Source organism: Methanoculleus oceani (assembly GCF_023702065.1).
Lineage (GTDB): Archaea > Halobacteriota > Methanomicrobia > Methanomicrobiales > Methanoculleaceae > Methanoculleus > Methanoculleus oceani.
This window is the reverse complement of sequence record NZ_QFDM01000001.1, coordinates 946946-970725: the sequence shown is the minus strand read 5'-3', so window position 1 is coordinate 970725 and position 23780 is coordinate 946946. Positions and strand designations below refer to the sequence as shown.

Genomic DNA, 23780 nt, shown 5'->3' with positions numbered 1-23780 from the left:
ATCTCCTATCCGTCGATCCTTTCAAATTCCTCTAATTTTGAAGATTTCTCTGCAACATTCGAGATCCGGGACGTATTGCGATCCCTGGAAGCAGGGTGAAGGAGCGAGGCGTAGAGGTCGAGAGTTCTTGCGACCGTGTCGTCCCAGGAATACTGCGAGACGACCTTTTCCCTCGCCGACTGCCCGAGGTTACGGGCGAGGGCCGGCTCCGATACCAGTGCTGAGAGGGCGTCGGCCACGGCCCCGGCATCTTCGGTGGGGACGAGCATCCCGCACCCCGAAACGATATCGATTAGCTGAGGGAGAGCCGTGCAGACCACCGGCCTTCCGCAGGCCATCGCCTCCAGGATCGTTCTCGGGACGCCTTCCTCAAGGCTCGGAAGAACAAAGAGAGATGAATCCTGGTACAGGTCGGGGAGTTCCTTGTTCGGAGTGAAATCCCTGAGGATTACCCTGTCTTCGAGACCCATTTCCCGGATCGTCCTGATGAAATCGTCCCGGAGCGGCCCCCGGCCGACCGCCACGAGGGTGTAGTCGGGGAACTTCCGGGAGAAGGCCTCAAACCCTTTCAGGAGATACTCCACTCCTTTTCCAGGAGTGAACCGTCCGATCCAGAGGATCTGTTTTTTTGGGGACGAGGACTCCGAAGGGACAAAGACACTGGTGTCGATGCCGTTATGGATGACGTGGATCTTATCGGGAGAAACGCCGAGGTCGATCACCTGGTCCCGTTCGGCCCTGGTGTAGCAGATTACCGCATCTGCCGTTTTAAAGACCCACTTCCCGATCGTCGGCAGGTAGAGTCGCTGCAGCCACCCAGGCGCGGTCTGTGATACAAGGCCGTGGTTCGTGACGACCAGCGGGGCGGATCGCAACTTCCGGACAACCGTGCAGAGGACCGTTGAGAAGAAAAGATGCGAGTGGGCGTGAACGATGTCATAGGAGTCCCAGCGCTTAAAAAGAGAGAACAACTGGGAGAAAGAGATTGAGTTCCCGAAGAGATTGAGCGATGCATTCGATCGGATGATGCTGTATCCATCCTTCTCCTCAAATGCAGGCTGCCCGGAGTCAGTCTGGTCTGTAATGACGGTAATATCGTGTCCCGCCTGTGCCTGGAGGCGGGACATCTCATGGGCATGCAAACCGAGCCCTCCGACAACCGACGGATAGAGGTTTGAGGAGACGCGCAAAATCTTCATAGGCACAACCTGGTTCTCTCTTTCGTCATCAGCAACTCCTGAATCGGTCGTGCAGGACGGCAAATGGGTTCGCTGGGAGCCTGTACCCGGCAGATTCAAATATTCGCCGACCGGATGCCAAACACAATCGCAATCACTCCCGGGACCTCCAGGGCCGACGGGGTCTCCCCTGCTCCACTCTTCCGGAGTCCTGTCCGGCCGGGAATCCGACCGCAACGACCCCTGCTCTCCTGCAGGAAAATCTGTACGAATGATTCCAGAATCGTTTCCATCGCGACGAGCAGGAGCCCGAGAATGAGCGCGGAGGATCCGCCGGGAGCCAATCAGCCCGAGGATCCGGGCGAGCACCCCGAAGCCGTGCGAGACCGGGTTCTTCTTGTGCTTGTGGGGGACATCGTAGGTGACGGAGATCGGGACCTCGGTCATCCTGAGATTCAGGGGGGCGAAGTGGGCGATCATGTCGGACTCGATGTTGTAACCCTCAGAGGTGAAGGTGAGGTTCTCGAGGGCCCGGCAGGAGAGCGCCCGGAAGCCCGACTGGGAGTCGGTCGTCGCAAAACTACCGTCCACCGAGAGGTTCGTGAACCCGTTGAGCACCATCTGGCCGGCCCTGCGATAGGTCGGGATCTCGGCCCGGGTTTCCAGGAACCGCGAGCCGATGACAAGATCAGCCTCGCCGGCGAGCACCGGCGCCGCCACAATCGGGATCTCTTCGGGGTCGTGCTGCCCGTCGCCGTCGAGCATCACGACGGCCTCATAGCCGAGTTCACGCGCCCGGGCAAACCCGGCCATCATGGCCTTCGCCTTGCCGCCGTTCTCCGGCATCTCGATGACGTCGGCGCCGGCGAGCCGGGCGATCACAGCGGTTCGGTCCGCCGAGCCGTCGTCGACGACGATCACCCGGTCGGCGTGCTTCTTCGCCAGGAGGACGACGGAGCCGATGACGAGGGCTTCGTTATAAGCAGGAGCGATAACGGCAAACGCGTGGGTTCCTGGCGTTGCAGGTGCGGGATATACTCTCGCGGCGGGTGAGGAACGACCATCTTTCGGGATATCGACGCCGTTACCCGAAGGGGACAGAGGGTGTTCCTGCCGACTCCAGTTTCCATCGACCTCCTGGGAGGAGTTCTCGGGATTGTCGGCAGGGGTAACACCTGTTGCTGAACAGTTCCCATCCACACAGACAGAAGTCCGCCCGGGGTTCAAGCAGGCACAGGCCGGGCCCGGAGCACAATCCCGGCTCCGCCGGCTGCCTTTGATGGGAGACGTGAAGCGTGAGGGTCTATTGAGAACGGGAAAAGCCTTCTGGACTATTGTCCTTTTCCTACTGATAGGAATTCTAACTGCAACAGATCCAGCCCAGCGCACGTACATAGCCCCCATAAGTTATTCGCAGTGCGATATCTGACATCCTCTGCTATCAGAGGTATGGAGAGCGGATCCCGGTGCACATATGAGGAAACACCCACCTCATCTGAGGAAACACCCATCTCAATCGCACTGCCGACATCGTGCATACTGTTTCTTCCATATATATCTTTTCCATAACGCTTATTCGAGCAGGGACATCCGGACCGGCCCTTCACATCGATTTGGTTTCTTTAAAAGCGTCATGGGCAGCCCGGATAGGAGGTCGCAGCTGGAGTACAGTGGATAGTACGCTCTGAGAACCGATCAGGAGGGATACGCATGCACAGGCCGGTACAGAACAACCGGGTTTACGTAGATCGTCCCTGTTTAATCCGCACCGACGCGGATGCTCCGCCGGCGACCGTGGGCAGCAGCCGGTATCGTCACAAAAACAGCGGCCGCCGCATTTCGGAGCCTGGTGGGCCGGAACGATGCGGAAGGCGCGGAGAACGAATATTCCCCGGAACATGGGCCACCCTTCCACGGGATACACAGCGGCATCAGTCCCCTGCTTCATCACCGGATCAGTGGGGGTAACTCTCATCATCTGCCGCCCGGCAGTCCAGGTACGTATTCAATGTAAAAGCAGTTAATGGTTCGGGGTGGTGCCGATTCAGGCGCCATTTCGTGCCCCACATGGAGAGCCGGAGCCTCCGGGGCCACCGTATGCGCCGGGGTCTGCTTGCCGGGGGCAGAAAGCGGGGCAAAATATATATTGTCACACTGCCTGTCTGGAACTCAACGCTTCGATGGAGGGAGGGCAGTATTCCAGATTACCCGTATATGAAGGTTTTTCTCGTAGACGGCAACAGAACTCCACCGCAGGGACTTAAGAGAGTGGGAGCCTGCAGGTCGATGCAGAAGGCCCGGGCCTGTGGCCGGCCTTCAGCAGCGAACGAAGAGACTGCCGGGGGAGAGGTATGACATCGGTGCGGCTGCGGGCCGTCGGAGACGTGCTGCTCTGGATCAGGAACGACAAAAAGCCGTTTGCCCTGATACAGCACGAGCTCAGGCAGAAAGACCTGCTCTTCGGGAACCTGGAGACGGTCCTCTCCGAGAGCGGCACGGAGAGCAGGAAACGCTGGGTCAACACGACCCCGCCGGAAGCGGGCGAGCATCTCAAGGACGCAGGGTTCGACATTCTCAGCGTGGCGAACAACCACACGCTCGATATGGGCCGGGAGGGGTTCGAGAAGACCCTTGAGGGTCTCGAGACCCGTGGTATCGCCTACATCGGAGGGGCACGGGGCGACGACCCCCCCGGGGGGCTGGTCGTCGAGCGAAACGGGATCCGGCTCGGCTTCCTCGGTTACACGAGCGGGAGGTTCCGGTCGCCGCCGGGAGTTACGGTATCCAAACTGAAGAGAAAGGCCATCATCAATGACATCAGGGCACTGAAGGACCGGTGCGACCACATCGTCGTCTCCCTGCACTGGGGGATCGAGAACACCTACTATCCATCCCCGGGCCAGGTCAGACTCGCCCGTGCCCTCATCGATGCCGGGGCGGCCCTGGTTCTCGGGCACCACTCGCACACCATCCAGGGGCTGGAACGGTATAACAACGGCCTGATCGCCTACTCCCTCGGGAACTTCCAGTTCGACACCGAGATCTTCAAGGAGCAGATCAACAGCACCATGATCCTCTCGGTGGACTTCGACCGGCACGGCATCCGGGACTACGCCGTCACCCCCTGTGTCATTAACAGCGACTTCCAGCCGGAGGTGGCGGAGGGGCGGACACGGGAACTGGTGCAGCACTGGATCGGGAAGTGCTCGGATCGGGTTCAGAACGGTGAAGTCAACCGGCAGTGGTGGTTCGAGCAGATCGGCGAGGATTACCTGACATACAACCTGGAGAGTTACCGCTACCGGATCCGGCAGCACGGGCTCGCGCCCCTGGTCGAGTGCGGGGTCTGGCTGTTGACACCGTTCTGCTTAAACTGCTATGCGGGTCTGATCAGGAGACGGCTGAGGCAACGACATGCAGGAGGACAGGCATGAAGATATTACAGGTTACCCCGTTCTTCAAACCGCTCTGGGAGTCGGGGGGGGTGGCGCGGGTAGCATACGACATCTCCCATACCCTTCACGAGAACGGGCACGACGTCACGGTCTATACGACGAACAGGAGCATCTATCCAAACGACCTGCCGACGAACCGCCTGACCGCAGTCGACGGGATGGACGTCTACTACTTTGAGAATTTACGAAGATACACCCGGGGCACGATCCTGCCGGTGATGCCCTACCGTATGCCGACGATCGCGAAAAACGAGATCGACAAGTTCGATGTGATCCACATTCACGACCATCGCACCATGCTCACCGTCATCGCCTCGCACTACGCGAGGAAGTACGGCGTACCGTACGTGCTCCAGGCGCACGGGGCGCTCCCGCAGGATACGGGATCCAGGCGAATGAAGCGGTTGTTCGACCGGTTTTTGTCGGAGAGGGTAATCCTCGGCGCCGCAGGCGTGATCGCGCTCAACGAGACGGAGGCGGAGCGCTACCGTGCCCTGGGCGTCGCCGAGGAGAGGATCGCGATCGTCCCGAACGGCATCGATTTCGCCGAGTATCCCGACCTTCCGGCCCGCGGCAGGTTCCGTGCGGCGTGGGGAATCGACGACGCCACGAAGATAGTGCTCTACCTCGGGAGGCTCGACCCGACGAAGGGGATCGATCTGCTGATCCGCTCGTTCGCAGAGGTCGCACGGGAGGACGACAACGTCATCCTCATGCTGGTGGGTGGGGACATGGGCCACAACGATGAGTTCAGGCAGCGGGTCCGGTCGCTCGATCTTGACGACCGGGTGGTCTTCACGGGGTTCGTGAGCAAGGAGGACAAGATGGCTGCGTATACCGATGCCGACGTCTTCGTGACGCCGAGTTTCACCGGCTTTCCCGTCACGTTCCTCGAAGCATGCCTCTGTGGAACGCCCATCGTGACGACGGGCCAGGGGGACCTGCTCGGATGGCTCGACAACACCGTCGGGTTCAATACCGGATACACGCCGGAGGCGCTCGCCGACGCCATAGGACGTCTGCTCGCCGACGACGCCTTACGAGCCAGGTTCGGCGAGCAGGCGAAGGAGCTCGTCCGGACCCGGTACAACTGGCAATCAATCGTCCACGAAATCGAGGCCTTTTACGCGAAGGTTGCAGGCGGTGGCACGAAAGGTAGTATACCGGTGGAGTTCTCAAAAGGGGCGGCCCCGAAGGCTCCGGATACCTTTTGAATGCATTCGGCCGGAGGGCGGGTGCAAAAAAGATTGGGGTCGGGCCCGGTCAGGGCCCGATAGTATCGGCTGGTTTACTCGCCGGCAGACGCAACCGTAATGCCTGCGGTCTGGACGTTCTGGCCGCCTTCAACCAGGAACGCCTTTTCGGAGTCGGAGGTGATCTCTCCGGTGTACTGGACGTTCTGGTTGTTCTTCGCCCAGACCAGCGTCTCAACCTGGTCTCCGGAGGCGTGGATGTCTACTTCGGCGTTGCTGAACTGGCCGTTCGTACCGCCGAGGCTTGCACCCTTGCCATCGATCCCGACCGGGTTCACGAGCTCGAAGTTCTTAATCTGGATGTTGCTTGCGAGGTCGACCTGGAGGCCGTAGCCGTGCGAGTCGATGCTCGTGCAGTTCTCAAGCACCAGAGCGGGATCGGTCGAGCGGCTCGGGATGCTGTAGTAGCCGGCCGGCTTCCGGTAGGTGTAGTCGGTCTTCCCGGCACCGGTGTCCTTATCGACACAGTCGTAGAGCTTGCCGCCGTTCGTCGCATAGAACCCATACAGCGAGTTGCCTTCCGCCGTGCAGTTCTTGAACGTCACGTCGCAGTTCGGGGCGTAGTAGCCGCACCCGAAGTAGTGGGTCGACATGTCGCTCTGCTTGTAGGGCACCGTCGGGTAGGGTTTCTGCCCGTTGTTTATGCTCGTGCAGTTCTCGAGGACCGCGTCCGTCACTTTCGGGTCGAACTCGAAGTGGAACCCGGACTCCAGGTTGCCTTCCGCAAGACAGTTCGTCACCCGGAGACCTTCCATGTCGTTCAATTCCGCAAAGTCGAACCCGGTGATCCAGGGGTTGAACGCGCCTTTGCTCCCGCAGTTGATCGCCTGACAGTTATCGTAGCGGACGTCCTTGATCACCTTGTTGGACGAGCCCCAGGCGTTGTGGATGAACCCATAGGTCCCGGTGTCCACGGCCTTGCAGTTGACGAACTCGACGTCCTGCAGGGTCGGTGCATAGACCGCCGGATCGTGGATCAGGAGGAAGACCGCCTGGATGCTTGTATCCGCCGTTCCCTCAACGTTGTGGATCTTCGCGTGGCTCGCCCGGATGGTCATCACGCCGAGCCACTTGACGCCGCTGCTGTAACCGGTTCCCTCGATGTGGAACCCGTCCAGTGTGATGTTCTCCTGGTCGACGTTGATCCGACCGTCGTTGGTGAATTCAAGGAACGTCGCATCCGGACCCTGGCCGGAGAGCGTCGTGCCTGCCGCCGGCGCGAGGACCCCGGCGCAGTTGAACGTACCCTCGGTCAGGACGACCGTGCCGCCGTCCGGCAGTGCGGCGAGCGCCGCCTGGATCTCGGCCTGGTCGTCGACTCCGTCACAGACATAGTCTGCCTGGTTCTTCGACAGTTCGGTGCTATCGTTTGCGGCCACGGTGAGCGTGGCCGGACTTGCAGACTCGGCTGCACTTACCGGAGAGAATGCCGGGATAAGGCAGCACGCCAGAAGTACTGCAGCCAGTCGTAGTATATTTTGCCTGTCTGTCATGCCATTCAGCCTCTCTGTGAGGTATTACTACCGTCTTTCCATTGCAATATAAATATTTTATTCATAAAATAAAATTTCTTATAGGGATTATTCAGCAATATAGGCTCCTAAAATCCAGTTAGTTAGGATGAAGGCATAGCAGAACTGAGATAGACTTCTGCCAAAACGTATTATATAATTATTAAAATTAAAATCGGAGGATATAAATAGCCGCGCCTTCTGTCGCCGATCGTCGGGAACGGCCTTCTTAAAACGCCTTCACGCAGAGCGGATGGAAATTCGGTTCCGTGCGCCGGTATGAACCGGGACCTCCAGCCCTCGCTGCAGGGCGACGGTGTGAAACGACGCAGGCTCCATCCCGCCATCCGGAATCCGGAGTCACGGGGGCCCGATGCTGCAGGGACAGCGGGCAGAAACGCCCGGAGGAGAACCAGCCTCAGAGTGGAACCCGCCGCACCCATACCCTTCTGCCCGGAGTCCCCGGGTCAAGCGGCGCTCCCGGACGCAATATCTATATAGAGCATCCTCACAGAGAGTGCCCCATGCGAGTGGCATGCCTGACCTTCTGGTTCTACGACTACACCATCCAGATGGCAAACGAACTTGCCCGGCATGCCGAGGTGCTGCTGCTGCTGCCGGATTACAGGTCGGAGGAGTACCTGGAGAGCATCGACCCGAACGTGAAGGTCCGTATCTTCGGCTACTCCCGCTACGCCGGGAGGTTCGGTCCGTCGTGCTACCCGATGCTCAAGGAGATCGTCGCCGCAATCAACGACTTCGAGCCCGACGTCATCCATTTCCAGGTAAACAACCCCATGCTCTGCCCGCTCCTCCCCATGCTCCGGAAGTATCCGCTGGTGGCGACATTCCACGACATCGAGCCGCACCCGGGCGAAGACCGTCTCCTGGATATGGGCTCCCTGCTCTACCGGCTCACCCTCTTCGTATCAAGGGTCCTGCCCGACCGGATCTTCGTCCACGGAAAAGCGCTCCGGGATGTTCTGGTGGAGAACTACCGTGTCCCGGGGCGGAAGGTGCATGTCATCCCGATCGGCGAGCACGAGGTGGCGCCGTTCGTGAAGTTCGAGCAGGACGGCCTGGAGCCGGACGGTCTCAGAGTCCTCTTCTTCGGCCGCATTCACCGCTACAAAGGGCTCGACTGCCTGATCCGGGCAGAACCGCTCATCACCCGGGAAGTCCCGGGAGCCCGGATCGTCATCGCCGGGACGGGGGAGGACTTCGGCAGGTACCGGGACGCGATGGCGGGCCGGGACGCATTCGAGGTCTACAACTACAGGATACCCTACGAAGAGGGCGCCCGGCTCTTCCAGCAGGCGAGCGTCGTGGCGCTCCCGTACGTCGAGGCGTCCCAGAGCGGCGTCATACCGACCGCATACGGGTTCAAAAGACCGGTGGTGGTGACGGACGTGGGGAGCCTGCCGGAGGTCGTCGACGACGCCAGGACCGGGTATGTCGTGCCGCCGCGTGACCCGGAAGCACTGGCAAACGCGATCGTGGCCCTGCTGAAGGACCCGGCGGGATGCCGGCGCATGGGAGAGCAGGGTTACGTAAAACTGAAGACGGACATGGCCTGGTCCACGATCGCCCGATCGCTCCTCGCGGTCTACAGCGAGCTCGCGCCTGCTCCGGGGAGGGGAAAACCTCATGCTGAAGAGGCCCTCGTCGAGAGAGCCCCCGCCGGCGGGAAAGAGCGATGACCCTGCGCACCCCCCGGCCGGCTGCACGGGAACGGGCCGCTCCCGCAAACAGCCCGGGCCGGCGCAACACATTAATAGGTTGACCGGAGAGTAGGTGCACCGGTAGAGCACACGGCCTGTCAGACGTCACCGAAGGAAAAGATACGCTGTCCATGCAGATAGCCGACCAGAGTCAGAACAAGGGATACCATGCACCTGCCTAACCCGCTCCGGATGAACGACTGGGATAACAAAACGTTTTTCTGGGCATTCCAGGCGATCCAGCTCGTCTTCGTCGGGGTAGTCTGCCTCGACCTCGTCGGGTACCAGATACCGATCGCACGGGAGGCGCTGGCCTTTCTCTATCTCACCTTCCTTCCCGGGATCCTCGTGCTGAAGGCGCTCAGGCTCCACAATCTCGGCACGATCGAGACGGTGCTCTACTCCGTCGGGCTGAGCCTTGCGGTCCTCATGCTCACCGGCCTCGGTGCCAACACCGTCTATCCGCTGCTCGGGTATACACGGCCGTTCTCGTTTGCTATCCTCTTTCTCACGATCGTCGCCGTCGTGCAGGTTCTGCTTTACCTCGCGCTCACCAGGGACCGGGGACATGCCGGCTCGAGTCCGAAGATAGCCGTTCCCTCCTCCCCTGCAGCACCGTTCCTGATGCTGCTGCCGTTCCTTGCAATCATAGGGACGTACCTGCGCGACGAGTACCATATGGTCACGCTCCTCTTCCTGCTCCTCGTCCTGATCGCCATCGTCGGCCTCGCCGTCGGGTTCGACCGTCTCATCCCGACGTCCTGTTATCCGCTCGCGATCTACGCTATCGCGCTCTCGCTCCTCTATCACACCTCGCTGATATCGGAGTATGTCTGGGGTTACGACATCCACCACGAGCTGCATCTCGTGAACGGGGTGCTGATCCCGGGGTTCTGGGACATGACCATTCCGTACAACACGAACGGGATGCTCTCCGTCGTTGCGCTCGTCCCCATCTACTCGCTTATCTCCGATCTGGACCCCGTATGGGTCTTCAAGATCCTCTATCCCCTCCTCTTCGCGCTCGTGCCGCTCGCGCTCTACCGGGCGGTGGAGAAACAGACGGACGCGAGGATCGGGTTCCTCTCGATCTTCTTCTTCTTCTCGTTCTTCACGTTCTATACGGAGATGATCTCCCTTGCGCGCCAGCAGATCGCTGAACTCTTTCTCGCGCTGACCGTCCTTGTGATGATCGACAAGACCATGGACCGCAACAGGCAGGCATTCCTCATGGTCACCTTCGCCTTCGCCATGATCGTCTCGCACTACGGCCTTTCGTACATCTACTTCTTCTCGCTCGTTCCGGCATGGCTGCTGCTCGTCGTCTCGGAGCGCCTGCATTTCTCGCTCCCGGAGAGGCTCACCGGAAGGCCGGGCATCCTGAAGCCCGACCTGCTCGCTCCGTCGGGGACCGGCGGGAGGATGTCGGCGAGGACACTCGTCCTCCCCTACATCCTCGTCTTTGCCGCCCTCGCCTACCTCTGGTACTCGACGGTAGCCGAAGGCACGGCGCTTGCTACCGTCACCGGCATCGGGGATAAGATCTGGAATACCCTCTTTGCAGACTCCTTCAACCCGACGACCGCCCAGGGAATGCAGATCCTCACCAGCCAGTCGACGACACCCCTGCACAGTCTGGCAAAGGTCGTCCATATCGCCACCCAGGGGCTCATCTCCGTGGGACTGCTTGCAACCCTCGCGAGGCGGGAGCGGTGGCGCATCGAGCCCGAGTACCTCGCCGTCTCGCTCGTCTTCCTCCTCATCAACGTGGCCGGCATCGTCGTCCCCTTCTTCTCAAGCTCGCTCAACACCAGCCGGCTCTATCACATCACCCTGATCTTCCTTGCCCCGTTCGCGATCATCGGCGGCATAGCGCTCTACGAGGCGGCAGTCGGGAGGATACGCACGATACAGGTCGCCCCATTCATGGGAACGGCTTATCAGGCGTTATCGGCATTCTTCGTCGTCTTCTTCCTCTTCAACAGCGGGCTCATCTACCAGGTCGTGGACGACGACCCGACGTCGATGGCGCTCGAGACTACCGGGGATAAACCGGTCTTCAACGGCAAAGAAGTGCAGGGAGCACGATGGCTCTTCTCAGAAGGAATCGAGCGCCCCATCTATGTCGACGGCACGCGCTGGTGGCTCCTGCTCGGGTTCGACCCGCACCGTCAGCGGTACATCCCGGCAAACTCGTCGCTGGTGGAGCCGAGCACCTACCTCTACTTCGGCACGTATAACGTCGTACGGGACAGCATCCGGATCGAGGCGCAGGAGCATGCGGTCACTACGGCAGTCTATACCGATGCAGGATGGTTCATCCGGAACAGGAACAAGGTCTACGATAATGCCGGTTCCGCCGTCTACTACCGGTAAAGGACGGGCGGCTGCCCCTGCGCGACCAGAGAGGCAACCGGGACCTTGCAGCAGCCCGGAAAACAGTCATAACCATCCTTTCTTCTTCAGGATCACGCCGACGAGGAGCGTTCCTGCCACATACGTGGCGAGCCACGCATACCCCATGCCGATGAGGCCGAACCGGTTCATCAGGGTATAACCGAGCCCGAGCAGGGCAACGCTGATGAAACCGCTGAGAATGATGAGGCTCCGGATATCGTTCCTGACCTTTGCGATCGATATGAAGGTCTGGCAGATGGAGACAAACAGAGCGGATGCGGCGAGCACCTGGAGCAGGGCCATCCCTTCGACGTAGTCCTTGCCGATCAGGTTGAGGATCTGCTCCCCGAAGAGAGAGAGCCCGATGATCGCAGGTATGAGCAGGGCGAACATGCTCGCGAGCGTCCGGAACACGCTCTTCTTCATCTCTCCTCCGTGGCTTCCCTCGACGAAGAGCGAGGTCGTGAACGCGTAGGGGATCATGAAGAGTATCGAGACGATCGCGTAGGTGATGTAGTAGTTAGCGGTGCTCTCCGCCCCCAGCACGTGGAGCACCATGATCGGGATGGCCATGTTCGGGGCGGACATCAGTATCCCGGCAATGTATGCGCCGGCAGAGAACTGCCATGCCTCCCGCAGGAAGACCCGGTCCACCCCCAGTGCCGGCCGCACGGAGCACCGGGCGAGGAGGACGAGGGCCAGGACAAGCCCGAGGACGAACGAGAGACCGAAGGCACTGAAGATGCCCATCGCTCCGAGGAAGACCAGGGGGACGAGGAAGAGGATTCTCGTCCCGTAGAGCAGGTTCAGGGTGAAGTAGTGTTCAGACTTCCGCAGCGCATTGAACGCGCCCTCGAGAACCCAGGTGATAGAGTAGGCCCCGAGGAAGATGAGGTAGAGGGGGGCGACCGTCCTGACGATCGTGAGCTCGGGAGATATGACGTCCACTGCGGCGATGAAGACCACCCCCGCACCGAGCGCCACCCCTGTCGGGACGAGGATGGCGGTTCCGAGCACCCTGTTCTTGTCGCGCTGGGGGAAGAACCGGATCACCGACTGGTCCAGGCCGAGCCGGGAGATGAGGATAAGAAGCCCCATGGACGACATCAGGGCGGTTGCAATACCCACGTCCGCTTGCGAGTAGAACCTGGCTGCGATCATCCAGAAAAAGAACCCAAACCCTGCGGCGACGAACGATGACGCCATGATGAAGAACGAATTCCGGATAAGCGGCTCCTGTAAGTGCTGCCTGACCTCGCTGAAGTTTTTAGGAAGTGCTACTGCCATTCGGTCGCCATTATCGGGTGGCACCTATATAGATGTATCCACCGCTCCGACCCCGGGAGAGCCGGAGATCCTTCCGGAGAGAATTTTCAGGGCCTCGTTACACGAGACGGCAGCAGAAGAGGCTCACCGGATCCGGTGAGGAGATCCGCCCATAACCAATATGGTTGCACACTGCACAGGTGTTAGGGGGCGGCACCTGTGGCAAAACCAGGAGGAGGGGAGGGACAAAACCACTGCTCCTGGCAAACGCTTTACAGAGAAGGAGTCCTGCCGAAGAAGAAATCGGCGAGCAGGGCAACATCCTTCCAGTCCACTGTGCCGTCTCCATTACAATCAGCAGCGGCATCGGACGGGGTGGTTCCCTGTGCCATTCCGGCGGCGATCGTCACGTCGGCCCAGTCAACGCTGCCGTCTTTGTTGAGGTCTCCCCTGACGGGGACAGGCTGCGTTCCGGCGACGATCTCCTTACTCATAACGTTGTTCGCTTCGTTGCTCTCGGCGATCCGGTTGACGTCGTCCACGTTGGCCTTCACGGTGTGAGTGCCTTCGACGGCCTTCCAGGTTGCACCGGCCGAACCGCCGTTCGCGGTCAGGGTGACGGATGCACCCGCGGCAATAGCCGTGGTGTGGGTGTCGGACCAGACGCCGGACCCGGCGGCCCCGTCATCGAACGTGAAGAGAACGCCGTGCTTTGTGCCCGCAGGCGTGGGGGCCGTCCCCTGGTTCTTGATCGTGGCCGAGAGGGTCACCGCGCTCCCGGGGGTCGGGTTTGCCGGTTTCCAGGAGATATCGGTCACCACAAGGTCAGGCTTCCCGGAGGGAGCCGGAGTGGTAGGAGTGGGGGTCGGGGTTGACCCCGACGCGGTCTTTGCGACCGTGATCTGCTTGCTCATGACGTTGTTCGCTTCGTTGCTCTCGGCAATCCGGTTGACGTCGTCCACGTTGGCCTTCACGGTGTGAGTGCCCTCGACGGCCTTCCAGGTTGCACCGGCCGAGCCGCCGTTCGCGGTCAGCGTAACCCATGCACCCGGAGCGATCGACGCGGCGTGGGTGTCGGACCAGACGCCGGACCCGGCGGCCCCGTCATCGAACGTGAAGAGAACGCCGTGTTTCGCGCCCGCAGGCGTGGGGGCCGTCCCCTGGTTCTTGATCGTGGCCGAGAGGGTCACCGCACTCCCGGTGGCCGGGTTTGCCGGTTTCCAGGAGATATCGGTCACCACAAGGTCAGGCTTCCCGGAGGGAGCCGGAGTGGTGGTGGGGGTCGGGGTAACCGGTGCCGGTGTGGTGGGCACCGGGGTGGGACCCGTGACGGTCGGGGTCGGCACCGGCGAACCGGTGGACGTCACCTTCACGTTCTGGAGGGTCGCCTGACCGGCCGGAACCGTGCTCACGATGGTCACACCGGAGGACCCGGCGGGGAGGGTCTTGGAGACGATCTCCATGTCCTTCACGAGGACGTTTTTGGTTCTGTAACCCTCAACCACGAACGGCTTCGCGGCATCGGAGACGATCTGACCGGAGAAGACGGTGTTCACGTTCTCCTTCGCCCATACGAGCGTCTCCACACGGTTGCCGGATGCATAGATGCTCACTTCGGAGTTATCGAACTGGCCGTTCGTGCCGCCGAGGCTCGAACCCTTGCCGTTGTATCCGACCGGATCGATCAGGTGGAAGTTCCGGATCTTGACGTTGTTCGCGAGGTCGACCTGGAGGCCGAAGGCACGCGAGTTGATGCTCGTGCAGTTCTCCATCACCGTGGAGGGGTTGACCGAACGGGTCGGGATACTGTAATAGCCGGCAGGCACCCGGTAGGAGAAGTCGGTCCTCCCGATACCGGTGTCCTTCTCGACGCAGTTGTAGAGCTTGCCGCCGTTCGTCGTGTAGAACCCGTTCATGGAGTTGCCCTCCGCGGTGCAATTGATGAACGTCACGTCGCAGTTCGGGGCGTAGTAGCCGCACCCGAAGTAGTGGGTCGACATGTCGTTTACGTTGTAGGCCTTCGTCGGGAAGGCTTTCTGCCCGTTGTTTCTGCTCACGCAGTTCTCGAGAACGGCATTCGTCACTTTCGGGTCGAACTCGAAGTGGAACCCGGACTCGGTAGTGCCTTCCGCAAGACAGTTCGTCACGCGGAGGCCGTCCATGTCGTTTAATTCCGCAAAGTCGAACCCGGTGATCCAGGGATTGAACTGCCCGTACTTGCCACAGTTGATCGCGGCGCAGTTGTCGTAGCGGACGTTCTTGATCACCATGTTCGTCGAGCCCCAGGCATTGTGGAGGAACCCGTAGGTCCCGGTGTCCACGGCCCGGCAGTTAATGAACTCGACGTCCTGGAGGGTCGGGGCATACACGGTCGGATCGTGCACCAGGAGGTAGACCGCCTGGATGCTTGCATCCGCCGTGCCCTCAATGTTGTGGATCTTCGCGTGGCTTGCGCGGATGTTCATCACGCCGAGCCACTTGACGCCGCTGCTGTAGCCGGTTCCCTTGATGTGGAACCCGTCCAGCGTAATGTACTCGCGGTCGACGTTGATCCGACCATCCTTGGTGAATATCAGGAATGTCTCCGATTCACCTTCCCCCATGAGAGTGGAGCTTGCTTTGGGAGCAATGATTCCCGCGCAGTTGTATGTTCCGCTGGTGAGGAGGACAACACCGCCGGATGATGGCAGGGCGTTCAGTGCTGCCTGAATCTCCACATGATCGTTGACCCCATCACAGACGTAGTCGGCCGATGCCTTATCGGCCGCACTACTGTCGCTTGCCGCGACAATCGTGTTGGGGGTCGCTTCGAGTGCCCCGACAATCGGGACGAGCCCGACAATCAGGAACACTACGATTAGAAGCTTCGTTGTCCGTCTATCTCGCATTATCTCACCTCTTGGGAGATACTGCATTATCTGACAACCGCAATTTAAAATGTTTTTTAAATTAATTAGACAATCCAGATTATTTTAAATTACAAACAGGCAATTATTTTCAGCGAGAATTGCTGGTTTTTGGTATTTCCAAAATTTAGGTGAGAAGAGAAAAACATAAATATACAATTAAACTTTAGCGCAGATATCCCGGAGAATACCTGTCCCGACCGGAGGTTCGAGGGGACATTCCGGACGGGTGAACGAACCCTGAATACGAGTTATCATCCAGTAAATTTTATAAAAATCCCTTATATTCAAAGATCTCCGTCGCCAACCAACCGGGGCGGCAGCCACCCCCCCTGCCGCACCCCGGAGAGGCCGGGGGAATGCCTGCGGCACAGACCCGTGCGACACCCGGTCGCAACCGGATCAGCCATAGAATGACGTCAGGTATCCGGCACCGGTCAGGATTCCGCGACACGCCGGTAGTCAGGGCGTTTTTCAGGATACCGGGACCACATGGCCGGCGTCACCAGACGGAAGGGGGCACCGGGCCCCCACGCGAAGCGTCACTACACTCCCGAGGTGACCGCCACGTTCTCAAACGTCACCGCTCCCGCAGGCACCGTATTCGTGAGGACCACACCGTTGTTAAACGGCGCGAGGCTTGCAGAGACGATCTCCATATCCTTGATCCGGACATTCCTGGTGCGATCTCCCTCGATCACGAACGGCTTTGCCGTATCTGAGACTATCCGACCCGAGTACTCGACATTATCGTTATTCCGGGCCCAGATCAACGTTTCAGCCCGGTTGCCCGACGCATAGATGTTTACCACGGAGTTGGCCAGCGGCCCCCCCTGCGACCCGCCAAGGTTTGTCGCCTTTCCGTCGATCCCGGCCGGGTTCTCCAGACGGAAGTTCTTGATCCAGACGTCGCTTGCGAAGTCGATGTGCAGGCCATACCCGCATGAATCGATGCTCGAGCAGTTCTCGAGCACCAGAGACGGGGCAATCGAACGGGTCGGGGCAGCGTAGAACGATGCCGGCTGGATGTGCCGGTAATCGGTCTTCCCGGCGCCGACGTTTTTGTCGACACAGTTGTAGAGCTTGCCGCCGTTCGTCGCGTAGAACCCATGCCGGCTGTTCCCCTCTGAGTAGCAGCTGATGAAGGTGATGTCCCCCCGGGGGGCGTAGTAACCGCACCCGAAGTAGTGCGTCGACTTATCGTCCTCCCGGTAGGGCTTCGTCGGGTAGGCTTTCTGTCCGTTGTTCTTACTGATGCAGTTCTCGAGGATGCAGTCCCGCTTCTCGGGGTCCCACTCGAAATGGAACCCGGACTCCAGGTTGCCTTCCGCGAGGCAGTTCGTCACCCGGAGCCCTTCGATGTCGTTTAACTCGGCAAAGTCAAACCCGGTCACCCAGGGATTGAACGCACCGTACCTGCCGCAGTTGATCGCCTGACAGTTCTCGTAGCGGACGTTCCGGATCACTTTGTTCTCCGTTCCCCAGGCGTTGTGGAGGAACCCGTAGGTTCCGGTGTCCACGGCCCGGCAGTTGACGAACTCGACGTCCTGGAGGAGGGGGGCGTAGACGTCCGGGTCATGCAGCAGGAGGAAGACCGCCTGGGTGCTCGCATCGGCGGTCCCTTCGACGGCGAGGACCTTCGCGTGGCTCGCATAGATGGTGACCACGCCGAGCCAGAGGTCGGTCCCGGTCTGCGGGTATCCGGTGCCCCGGACGTGGAAATTGTAGAGCGTGACGCCTTCCCGGGTGACATGGAGCCGCCCGTTCCGGGTGAACTCGAGGAACGTTGCATCCGGCGCCTCCCCGCGAAGCATGGTATTCACGGAGGGGTAGATGCTCCCGGCACAATTGAACGTGCCTTCGGTCAGGACGACCGTGCCGCCCGACGACGACAGCGAATCGAACGCCTCCTGGATCTCGCGTTGATCGTCGGTACCGTCGCACAGGACGTCGGCCCGGGCTTTCGACGCGGCGCTGCCGTCGCTTGCCGCGACGACGATCGTCGGTCCGGCCACCACCGGCGGCACTACCGGCGTCGTGGGAATCGGGGTGATGGGCGGCGGAGGAGGAGGCGGAGGCACCGGGACCGGCGGATAAAAGTATACGATCAGCACGATGGCGACGATCACCGAGAGTATGATCGCGATGGCGATGAGGATACGTCTGTCTCTGGCTCCCAGAGGTAGTCTTGCCGACATGGAACTATGACCTCTTCGACGTTGCCGGTGTATCTCGTACGGGACCGTCCGGACCCGGGATCGAGAGGGGCCGCAACGCCTTCTGCCCGGCTCATACCCCTATGGCGCAGAAGTACCATTTAAGGGTTTAGCCGACCTGATCCCCCCGGAGGGTTCGGCCCGGAACTCCGGGGGGGCAACCCCGGGATCTCCGACCCCGGGCGGGTTAGAAATTCATGCGTGGTGGTTTTCCGGAACCGGAGAATCCGGAACCGGAGAATCCGGAACCGGGGAACCCCGAACACCCCCGACCGCGATGCAGCCGTCCGGATGCTATGCCGTGCTGTTGGCCGGCAGCACCTCGAGGCCGGAGAGGTCCACACCCCCCGCCAGGGTCCACTCGACCAGCACCGGCCTGACGGCATCGGAGACGACCATCCCGGAATACGTGACGTTTCTGTTATTCACAATGTACACCAGCGTCTGTGGCCGGTCTCCCGATGCGGCGAGATCGATGGTCGAGTTGGAGACACCCATGTCGATCGTCGAGTTCACCGGGAGTTCTCCGGAAGGGCACCCCAATATCGCCCCGATACCGTCGATGCCCGCCGGATCGGTCATGGTGAAATCCCTGATGAGTGCGTTCTCCGTGCCGCAGATAAAGAGGCCCCAACCGTTCGAATCGAGACTCCGGCAGTGATCCATCACGATGGACGGGTTTGCCGGGACAGGCATGGACTGGAGAATACAGTACGAGATGGGTTTTTGGGAGAGAGCGATGCCCGGGACGCGCCCGGTGCCCCTTTCGGTACAATTGTACAGGAGCATACCGTCCGGGTTGATGATGAAGAACCCGAACGCACTGTTCTCCTCGGCCCGGCAGTCTATCAGGGAGACCTGTCCTCCCGGGATGTAGAAGCCGGACCCGAAGAAGTCCGGGTCGCCAACCAGATAGTCCCCGGGAGAGGGCTTCTGCCCGTTGTTCCGGCTCGAGCAGTTGATGAAGACGCAGTCCTGCTTCGTCGGGTTCCACTCGAAGTGGAACCCGGACTCCAGGCTGCCTTCCGCGAGGCAGTCCGTCACCCGGAGCCCTTCGATGTCGTTCTGCTCGGCAAAGTCGAATCCGGTCACCCAGGGGTTGAACGCGCCGTACCTGCCGCAGTTGATCGCAGCGCAGTTCCTGTAGCGGATGTTTTTGATCGTCGTGTTCTCCGACCCCCAGGCGTTGTGGAGGAACCCGTAGGTCCCGGTGTCCACGGCCCTGCAGTTGACGAACTCGACGTCCTGGAGGATGGGGGCGTAGATGTTCGGGTTGTGGAGCAGGAGAAAGACGGCCTGGATACTCGCGTCGGCGGTGCCCGTGACGTTGTAAACCCGGGTATCGCTCGCGTAGATGGTGAGCACGCCCAGCCACTGGGTGAGGTCGAGGGTCGTGTTCGTACTCGCATTCACGTAGCCGGACCCCTCGATATGAAACCCGTCCAGGGTAACGTGCTCCTCGGAGACATTGAGCATCCCGTTCCGGCTGAACGAAAGGTTCGTTGCTTCCGGACCCTGGCCGAGGAGCGTCGTCCCGGCGGAGGGAACGATGCTTCCCGAGCAGTTGAACGTGCCGCGGGAGAGGACGAGCGTGCCGCCCGGGGACAGTGCGGCAAGCGCCGCCTGGATCTCCACCTGATCGTCGAGACCGTCACAGGTGTAGTTCGCCTGTGCCTTCGATGCAGGGCTGCTGTCGCCTGCCGCCACAACGAGCGACGCTCCCGGTGCTGCAGCAGCACTCGGGACGAGCAGGAGGCCGACAACTATGCCAACCAGGAGAACGACCGGCAGGTCCGTGCCGGCCGGGCGTTTCCGGGGCGATTCTGCCGGTTTTTCATGCAGGCGGGTAATCATCACGCTCCTCGGGCATATCGTACGGGCTACCGGGTATACCTGTCGGGAACTCCACCCGCCAGTATAGCGGCAAGAATATAAAAATCAATGGGAGAGGAAATACTCCCAGGCCCACGATGCTCCGGGTTTCAGACCGGCGGGGCAGCGGACGGCACGGGTCCCGCCCGCCAGGTTGCCGGGACGGGAACCTGCCGGAACGCCCGGGACAACCCCCGTTTCTACCGGACCGATGACCGGCGGCACGGACTGCTCTCAATGCAGGAGGCGGAGAAACACGACCGGACTGACCGAATGGAGAGGCGATGCGGGTCGCCGGTGGAATTGTATATAATGGAATACAATATTTACTGGAATATATGTCCAGCAAGAAGGAAGTCACCATCGGGATCACCATCAACCTCGAGAACTATGAAAACCTCCGCCTCGAGGTCGAGGGGGATGTAGAGACCCGTGAGGATGTGGACGACCTTATCACGTTCCTCGACGGGATGCTTGCCCGGCTCGGACGCGGCGATCAGGCAACCGCCGAGCGCGTGGATGCGTACCGGCGGCGCGTTCTCGCGGTCAAGCCTGCAGCGCCACAGGCACCGGCGCGGGAGGAGAAGGCTCCCGAGCCGGCGGCGACAACGACCCCGGAGACTGAACCGGCACCCCGGGAGGAGGAGAAAGCCTGCCCTTCGCCCGAGATCATCGAGAGAGCGATCCCGGCGGCGCCGGAACACCCGGAGCCGCCCCGGATCCCCGAACCGCCCGCAAAACCCCTGGAAGCGGTTCCGGCACAGCCGGAGGCGGCCCCGGAACAGGCACCGGTCGCGGCAAAGCCGCCCGCCGCTCCCGGGGAGGACGTCTGCGAGATGTGCGGAGCAGAAGTGACAAAATCACAGGCAAAACTCTCTCAGCTCTTCATGAGCAAAACACTCTGCAAGAAGTGCATGGAACAGCCATAGGCCCTGCAGGATCCGCGCGATGAAGGAAGAACAACCTGGAGGATATATATACTACTGTATCCGAGGTTTGTATAATGAAGAAGAACCTGCTCATGTGGGACGAGACGCTTTTTCGGGACCCTGAAGTCTTCGAGATCGATTACGTTCCCGAGCAGTTCAACCACCGTGACGCCCAGATCCGGGAACTCGCTTTTCAGGTCCGGCCGGGCCTGCGGGGGGCCCGACCCCTCAACACCATCTGCCGGGGCCTCCCGGGGACGGGGAAGACGACGAGCGTCAAAAAGGTCCTTGCCGAGATCGAGGAGACCACGAAGAAACTCGTCCCCGTCTACATCAACTGCCAGATCGACAACACCAAGTTCGCCATCTTTTCGCAGATCTACCGCCGGGTCACCGGACACCCGCCGCCGGCGTCAGGCACATCGTTCAAGCAGGTCTTCGACGCCATAGCCCGGGTCCTGCAGCGGGAGGAGCAGGTGCTCCTTGTGGCGCTCGACGACGCAAACTACCTTCTCTACGAGAACGAGATCAACCAGGTGCTCTATCCACTGCTCCGCTCGCACGAGGCCTATCCGGGCGTCCGGATCGGTGTCGTCGCCATCGTCAGCGACATGTCCGTCACCCTGCAGAGCGAGGTCGACGCCCGGGTGGCATCGGTATTTCGGCCCACCGAGATCTACTTCCCCCCCTACTCGGAGGAGGAGGTGCACGGCATCCTCGAGGAGCGGGTCCTGCAGGGGCTCTACCCGAACGTCATCCGGCCCGAGACGCTGGACCTCGTGGTGGAGCAGACGATGAAGAGCGGCGACCTCCGCGTCGGTATCGACCTTCTCAAGCGTGCAGCCCTGAACGCCGAAAAGGAGGCACGCCGTTCCGTCGAGCGAGAGGATGTCTGCAAGGCATACGAGGTTTCGCGGTACCTGCACCTTGCGTTCTCGCTTCGGGCGCTCAAGGCCGAGGAGAGGGGGGTGCTCGGGAGGATCGCGGAGATGTCGGCCCGCGACGACCAGGAGATGAACGCCGGCGACGTCTACCGGTTCGTAAAAGAGCAGGAAGGAGTCAGTTACACCAAGTATTACGAGATAATCCAGAAGTTTGACGCGATGCGGCTCTTGAACCTCCACTACCGCCAGGGAAGGGGGAGGACCCGGCTGATCAGCCTCCGGTACGATCCCGGACGCGTGCTGGAACACCTGCGGCAGACGATTTGATAATCCTTATCTATTCCCCCACCGTTTGTATTCTGATGAGGTTTTCCACATGCTCAGCGTGAACGAACTGGCTCTGGATATTTTTGAGGAACTCTTCGAATACGCCGAGGAGTTCCATGCCGTCCCGCACGAGCTCGACAACGGGGCACGCATCGTTGACTGCGGCGTCAGCACGACCGGCGGGTACCTGACGGGAAGACGGTTCACCGAGATCTGCATGGGCGGGCTCGGCGAGGTCGACATCACGATGGGCCGGATCCGGGACGTTCCGATCCCGTTCATCGAGGTCAGCACCGATTTCCCATCCATTGCATGCCTCGGCGCCCAGAAGGCGGGCTGGACGGTCAACGTCAATAAGTACTTCGCCATGGGCAGCGGCCCCGCACGGGCGCTCTCCTTGAAGCCCAAGCACACCTACGAGGTCATCGACTACGAGGATGAGTTCGATTACGCGGTCATCTGCCTCGAGAGCGACCACCTCCCGAACGCCGCGGTGATGGAGAACATCGCCGAGGCCTGCAACGTGGACGTCGCGAACACCTGCGCGGTCGTCGCCCCCACGGCATCGCTCGTCGGCTCGATCCAGGTCGCGGGCCGCTGCGTCGAGACCGCGATCTACAAGCTGAACGAACTCGGATTCGATACGAGAAAGATCAGCGCAGGTATCGGCCACGCTCCGATCGCCCCCGTCAAGAAGGACGGCACGAAGGCGATGGGCAGCACCAACGACGCCACGATCTACCACGGGAGCATCATGCTGACGATGAACGCCCCGGAGATCAAGGACTACCTGGATCGGATCCCGAGCAACAAGTCCAAGGGATACGGAAAACCGTTCTACGAGATCTTCAAGGAAGCCAACTTCGACTTCTACCAGATCGACACCTCGCTCTTCTCGCCGGCCGAGGTGGTCATCAACGAGCTCTCCGAGGGCAAGGTCTACCACGTGGGAGCCGTCAACCCCGAAGTGACGCTGAAGTCCTTCGGGTTCATCTAACCACAACTTTTTTCCGCACACACCCGCGCCCTGCGTGCGGGGAATCCTGTTCAGGGCTTTTAAGATACGGGAAATACACCGTGGGGGTTTCTCCCGGGTGATTTCGCAACCATCATATACGGTGCCGTTAGAGTGCTGTGTAATGGAGTTATTCGTCGAACGGTGATGGGAGGACTCTGATGGAAGTATCATACGTCGTGGTGCTGGTGTGCCTTTGCGCCGTGCTGGGCGCAGGGGCGGGCGTTGCGGGATGTACCGAACTCGGGGGAGTGACGGAGGGCGAGGCGGTCCACGTCACGGCGATGCTCGAGGTGACGGTGATCGACAGTGCGGGAAAGCCGGTGGCAGGCGTGCCGGTTTCGTTCCACTCCGTGAAGACCACGGGGACGAGTGTCAAGGAGGGCAGCGAGTTCTCCTTCTCCCGCTCGACGGAGAGCAACGGAAAGACGACCTTTACCGTGGGCTACAACCTGCACCCGCCCGGCATCGGCTATCCGCCGGCCCCCGACGTCGTCATGATGAGCGTCACCATCCCCCCGGAGATCTCCGAAGGAGCGATGATCACCTACGACGAGGCGAAATCACGTGCGGGAGGCACCGGGACCGCGGCGATCACGAAGCAGGTGACGCTCCAGATACCCTATGCGGTGAAGTGAGAGCCACCCGACACTCCGCCGTTTCTCGAGCATCCTGCGGAAAAACCCCTGCATCCGCAGGTACAATACATTAAATAGGATACGAAAGAAAAAAATGTAGGCAACCGGGCTTGTGGTCTAGCTGGTCATGACGTCGCCCTTACACGGCGAAGATCGCCGGTTCGAATCCGGCCAGGCCCATCGATCCCGTCTTCTGCGATTTTAATTGTGTT

14 protein-coding genes and 1 tRNA gene are annotated in these 23780 nt (G+C 60.7%); 9 read left to right on the top strand and 6 right to left on the bottom strand.

From position 1 onward, the window contains the following. Positions 1–5: 5 nt before the first annotated feature. The gene (locus DIC75_RS04990; RefSeq protein ID WP_250986892.1) at positions 6–2378 is read right to left on the bottom strand and encodes a glycosyltransferase; all 2373 of its coding nucleotides are present in this window, start codon (positions 2376–2378) and stop codon (positions 6–8) included. A gap of 1151 nt (positions 2379–3529) precedes the next feature. On the opposite strand from DIC75_RS04990, the gene DIC75_RS04985 reads away from it, so the two are divergent. Both DIC75_RS04985 and DIC75_RS04980 read left to right on the top strand, forming a co-directional pair. Beyond that, positions 3530–4612, top strand: a complete 1083-nt coding sequence (locus tag DIC75_RS04985; protein WP_250986891.1) for a CapA family protein — start codon at positions 3530–3532, stop codon at positions 4610–4612. Next, positions 4609–5847 carry a glycosyltransferase gene (locus DIC75_RS04980; RefSeq protein ID WP_250986890.1) on the top strand — a complete coding sequence of 413 codons (1239 nt, stop codon included), beginning with the start codon at positions 4609–4611 and terminating at the stop codon, positions 5845–5847. Before DIC75_RS04985 ends, DIC75_RS04980 begins: the two co-directional genes overlap by 4 nt. Before the next feature lie 74 nt (positions 5848–5921). Here the strand turns inward: DIC75_RS04980 and DIC75_RS04975 are convergent, their stop codons facing one another. Further along, positions 5922–7265, bottom strand: a complete 1344-nt coding sequence (locus DIC75_RS04975; RefSeq protein ID WP_250986889.1) for a right-handed parallel beta-helix repeat-containing protein — start codon at positions 7263–7265, stop codon at positions 5922–5924. 656 nt (positions 7266–7921) lie between these two features. Between DIC75_RS04975 and DIC75_RS04970 the strand changes: the two genes are divergently transcribed. Further along, positions 7922–9097 (top strand): glycosyltransferase family 4 protein, encoded by a 1176-nt coding sequence (locus DIC75_RS04970; RefSeq protein WP_250986888.1) that lies wholly within the window; start codon positions 7922–7924, stop codon positions 9095–9097. 189 nt (positions 9098–9286) lie between these two features. Continuing rightward, on the top strand, positions 9287–11494 hold the full coding sequence (locus tag DIC75_RS04965; protein WP_250986887.1) for a DUF2206 domain-containing protein: 2208 nt from the start codon (positions 9287–9289) through the stop codon (positions 11492–11494). Between the two features lie 66 nt (positions 11495–11560). Here DIC75_RS04965 and DIC75_RS04960 read toward each other — a convergent pair whose 3' ends face one another. The 4 genes from DIC75_RS04960 to DIC75_RS04945 all read right to left on the bottom strand — a co-directional run bounded on the left by DIC75_RS04960 (position 11561) and on the right by DIC75_RS04945 (position 19757). Beyond that, complete coding sequence (locus DIC75_RS04960; RefSeq protein WP_250986886.1) at positions 11561–12802, bottom strand: lipopolysaccharide biosynthesis protein; 1242 nt, start codon at positions 12800–12802, stop codon at positions 11561–11563. Between the two features lie 251 nt (positions 12803–13053). Next, entirely contained in the window at positions 13054–15669 is a 2616-nt protein-coding gene (locus DIC75_RS04955) for a CARDB domain-containing protein (protein WP_250986885.1), read from the bottom strand. A 563-nt stretch (positions 15670–16232) separates the two neighbouring features. Continuing rightward, positions 16233–17885, bottom strand: a complete 1653-nt coding sequence (locus DIC75_RS04950; RefSeq protein ID WP_250986884.1) for a hypothetical protein — start codon at positions 17883–17885, stop codon at positions 16233–16235. 312 nt (positions 17886–18197) lie between these two features. After that, entirely contained in the window at positions 18198–19757 is a 1560-nt protein-coding gene (locus tag DIC75_RS04945; RefSeq protein WP_250986883.1) for a right-handed parallel beta-helix repeat-containing protein, read from the bottom strand. A 356-nt stretch (positions 19758–20113) separates the two neighbouring features. Here DIC75_RS04945 and DIC75_RS04940 point away from each other — a divergent pair, with 356 nt between their 5' ends. From DIC75_RS04940 to DIC75_RS04920, 5 genes are all read left to right on the top strand, one after another. Next, on the top strand, positions 20114–20704 hold the full coding sequence (locus tag DIC75_RS04940; RefSeq protein WP_250986882.1) for a hypothetical protein: 591 nt from the start codon (positions 20114–20116) through the stop codon (positions 20702–20704). Between the two features lie 74 nt (positions 20705–20778). Beyond that, positions 20779–21915: an ORC1-type DNA replication protein gene (locus DIC75_RS04935; protein ID WP_250986881.1), complete on the top strand. Its 1137-nt coding sequence runs from the start codon at positions 20779–20781 to the stop codon at positions 21913–21915. A gap of 49 nt (positions 21916–21964) precedes the next feature. After that, positions 21965–22912, top strand: a complete 948-nt coding sequence (gene mch / locus DIC75_RS04930) for a methenyltetrahydromethanopterin cyclohydrolase (protein ID WP_250986880.1) — start codon at positions 21965–21967, stop codon at positions 22910–22912. A gap of 179 nt (positions 22913–23091) precedes the next feature. Continuing rightward, on the top strand, positions 23092–23568 hold the full coding sequence (locus DIC75_RS04925) for an Ig-like domain-containing protein (protein WP_250986879.1): 477 nt from the start codon (positions 23092–23094) through the stop codon (positions 23566–23568). Positions 23569–23674: 106 nt separating this feature from the next. Then, positions 23675–23748, top strand: a tRNA-Val gene (locus tag DIC75_RS04920). Positions 23749–23780 lie beyond the last annotated feature (32 nt).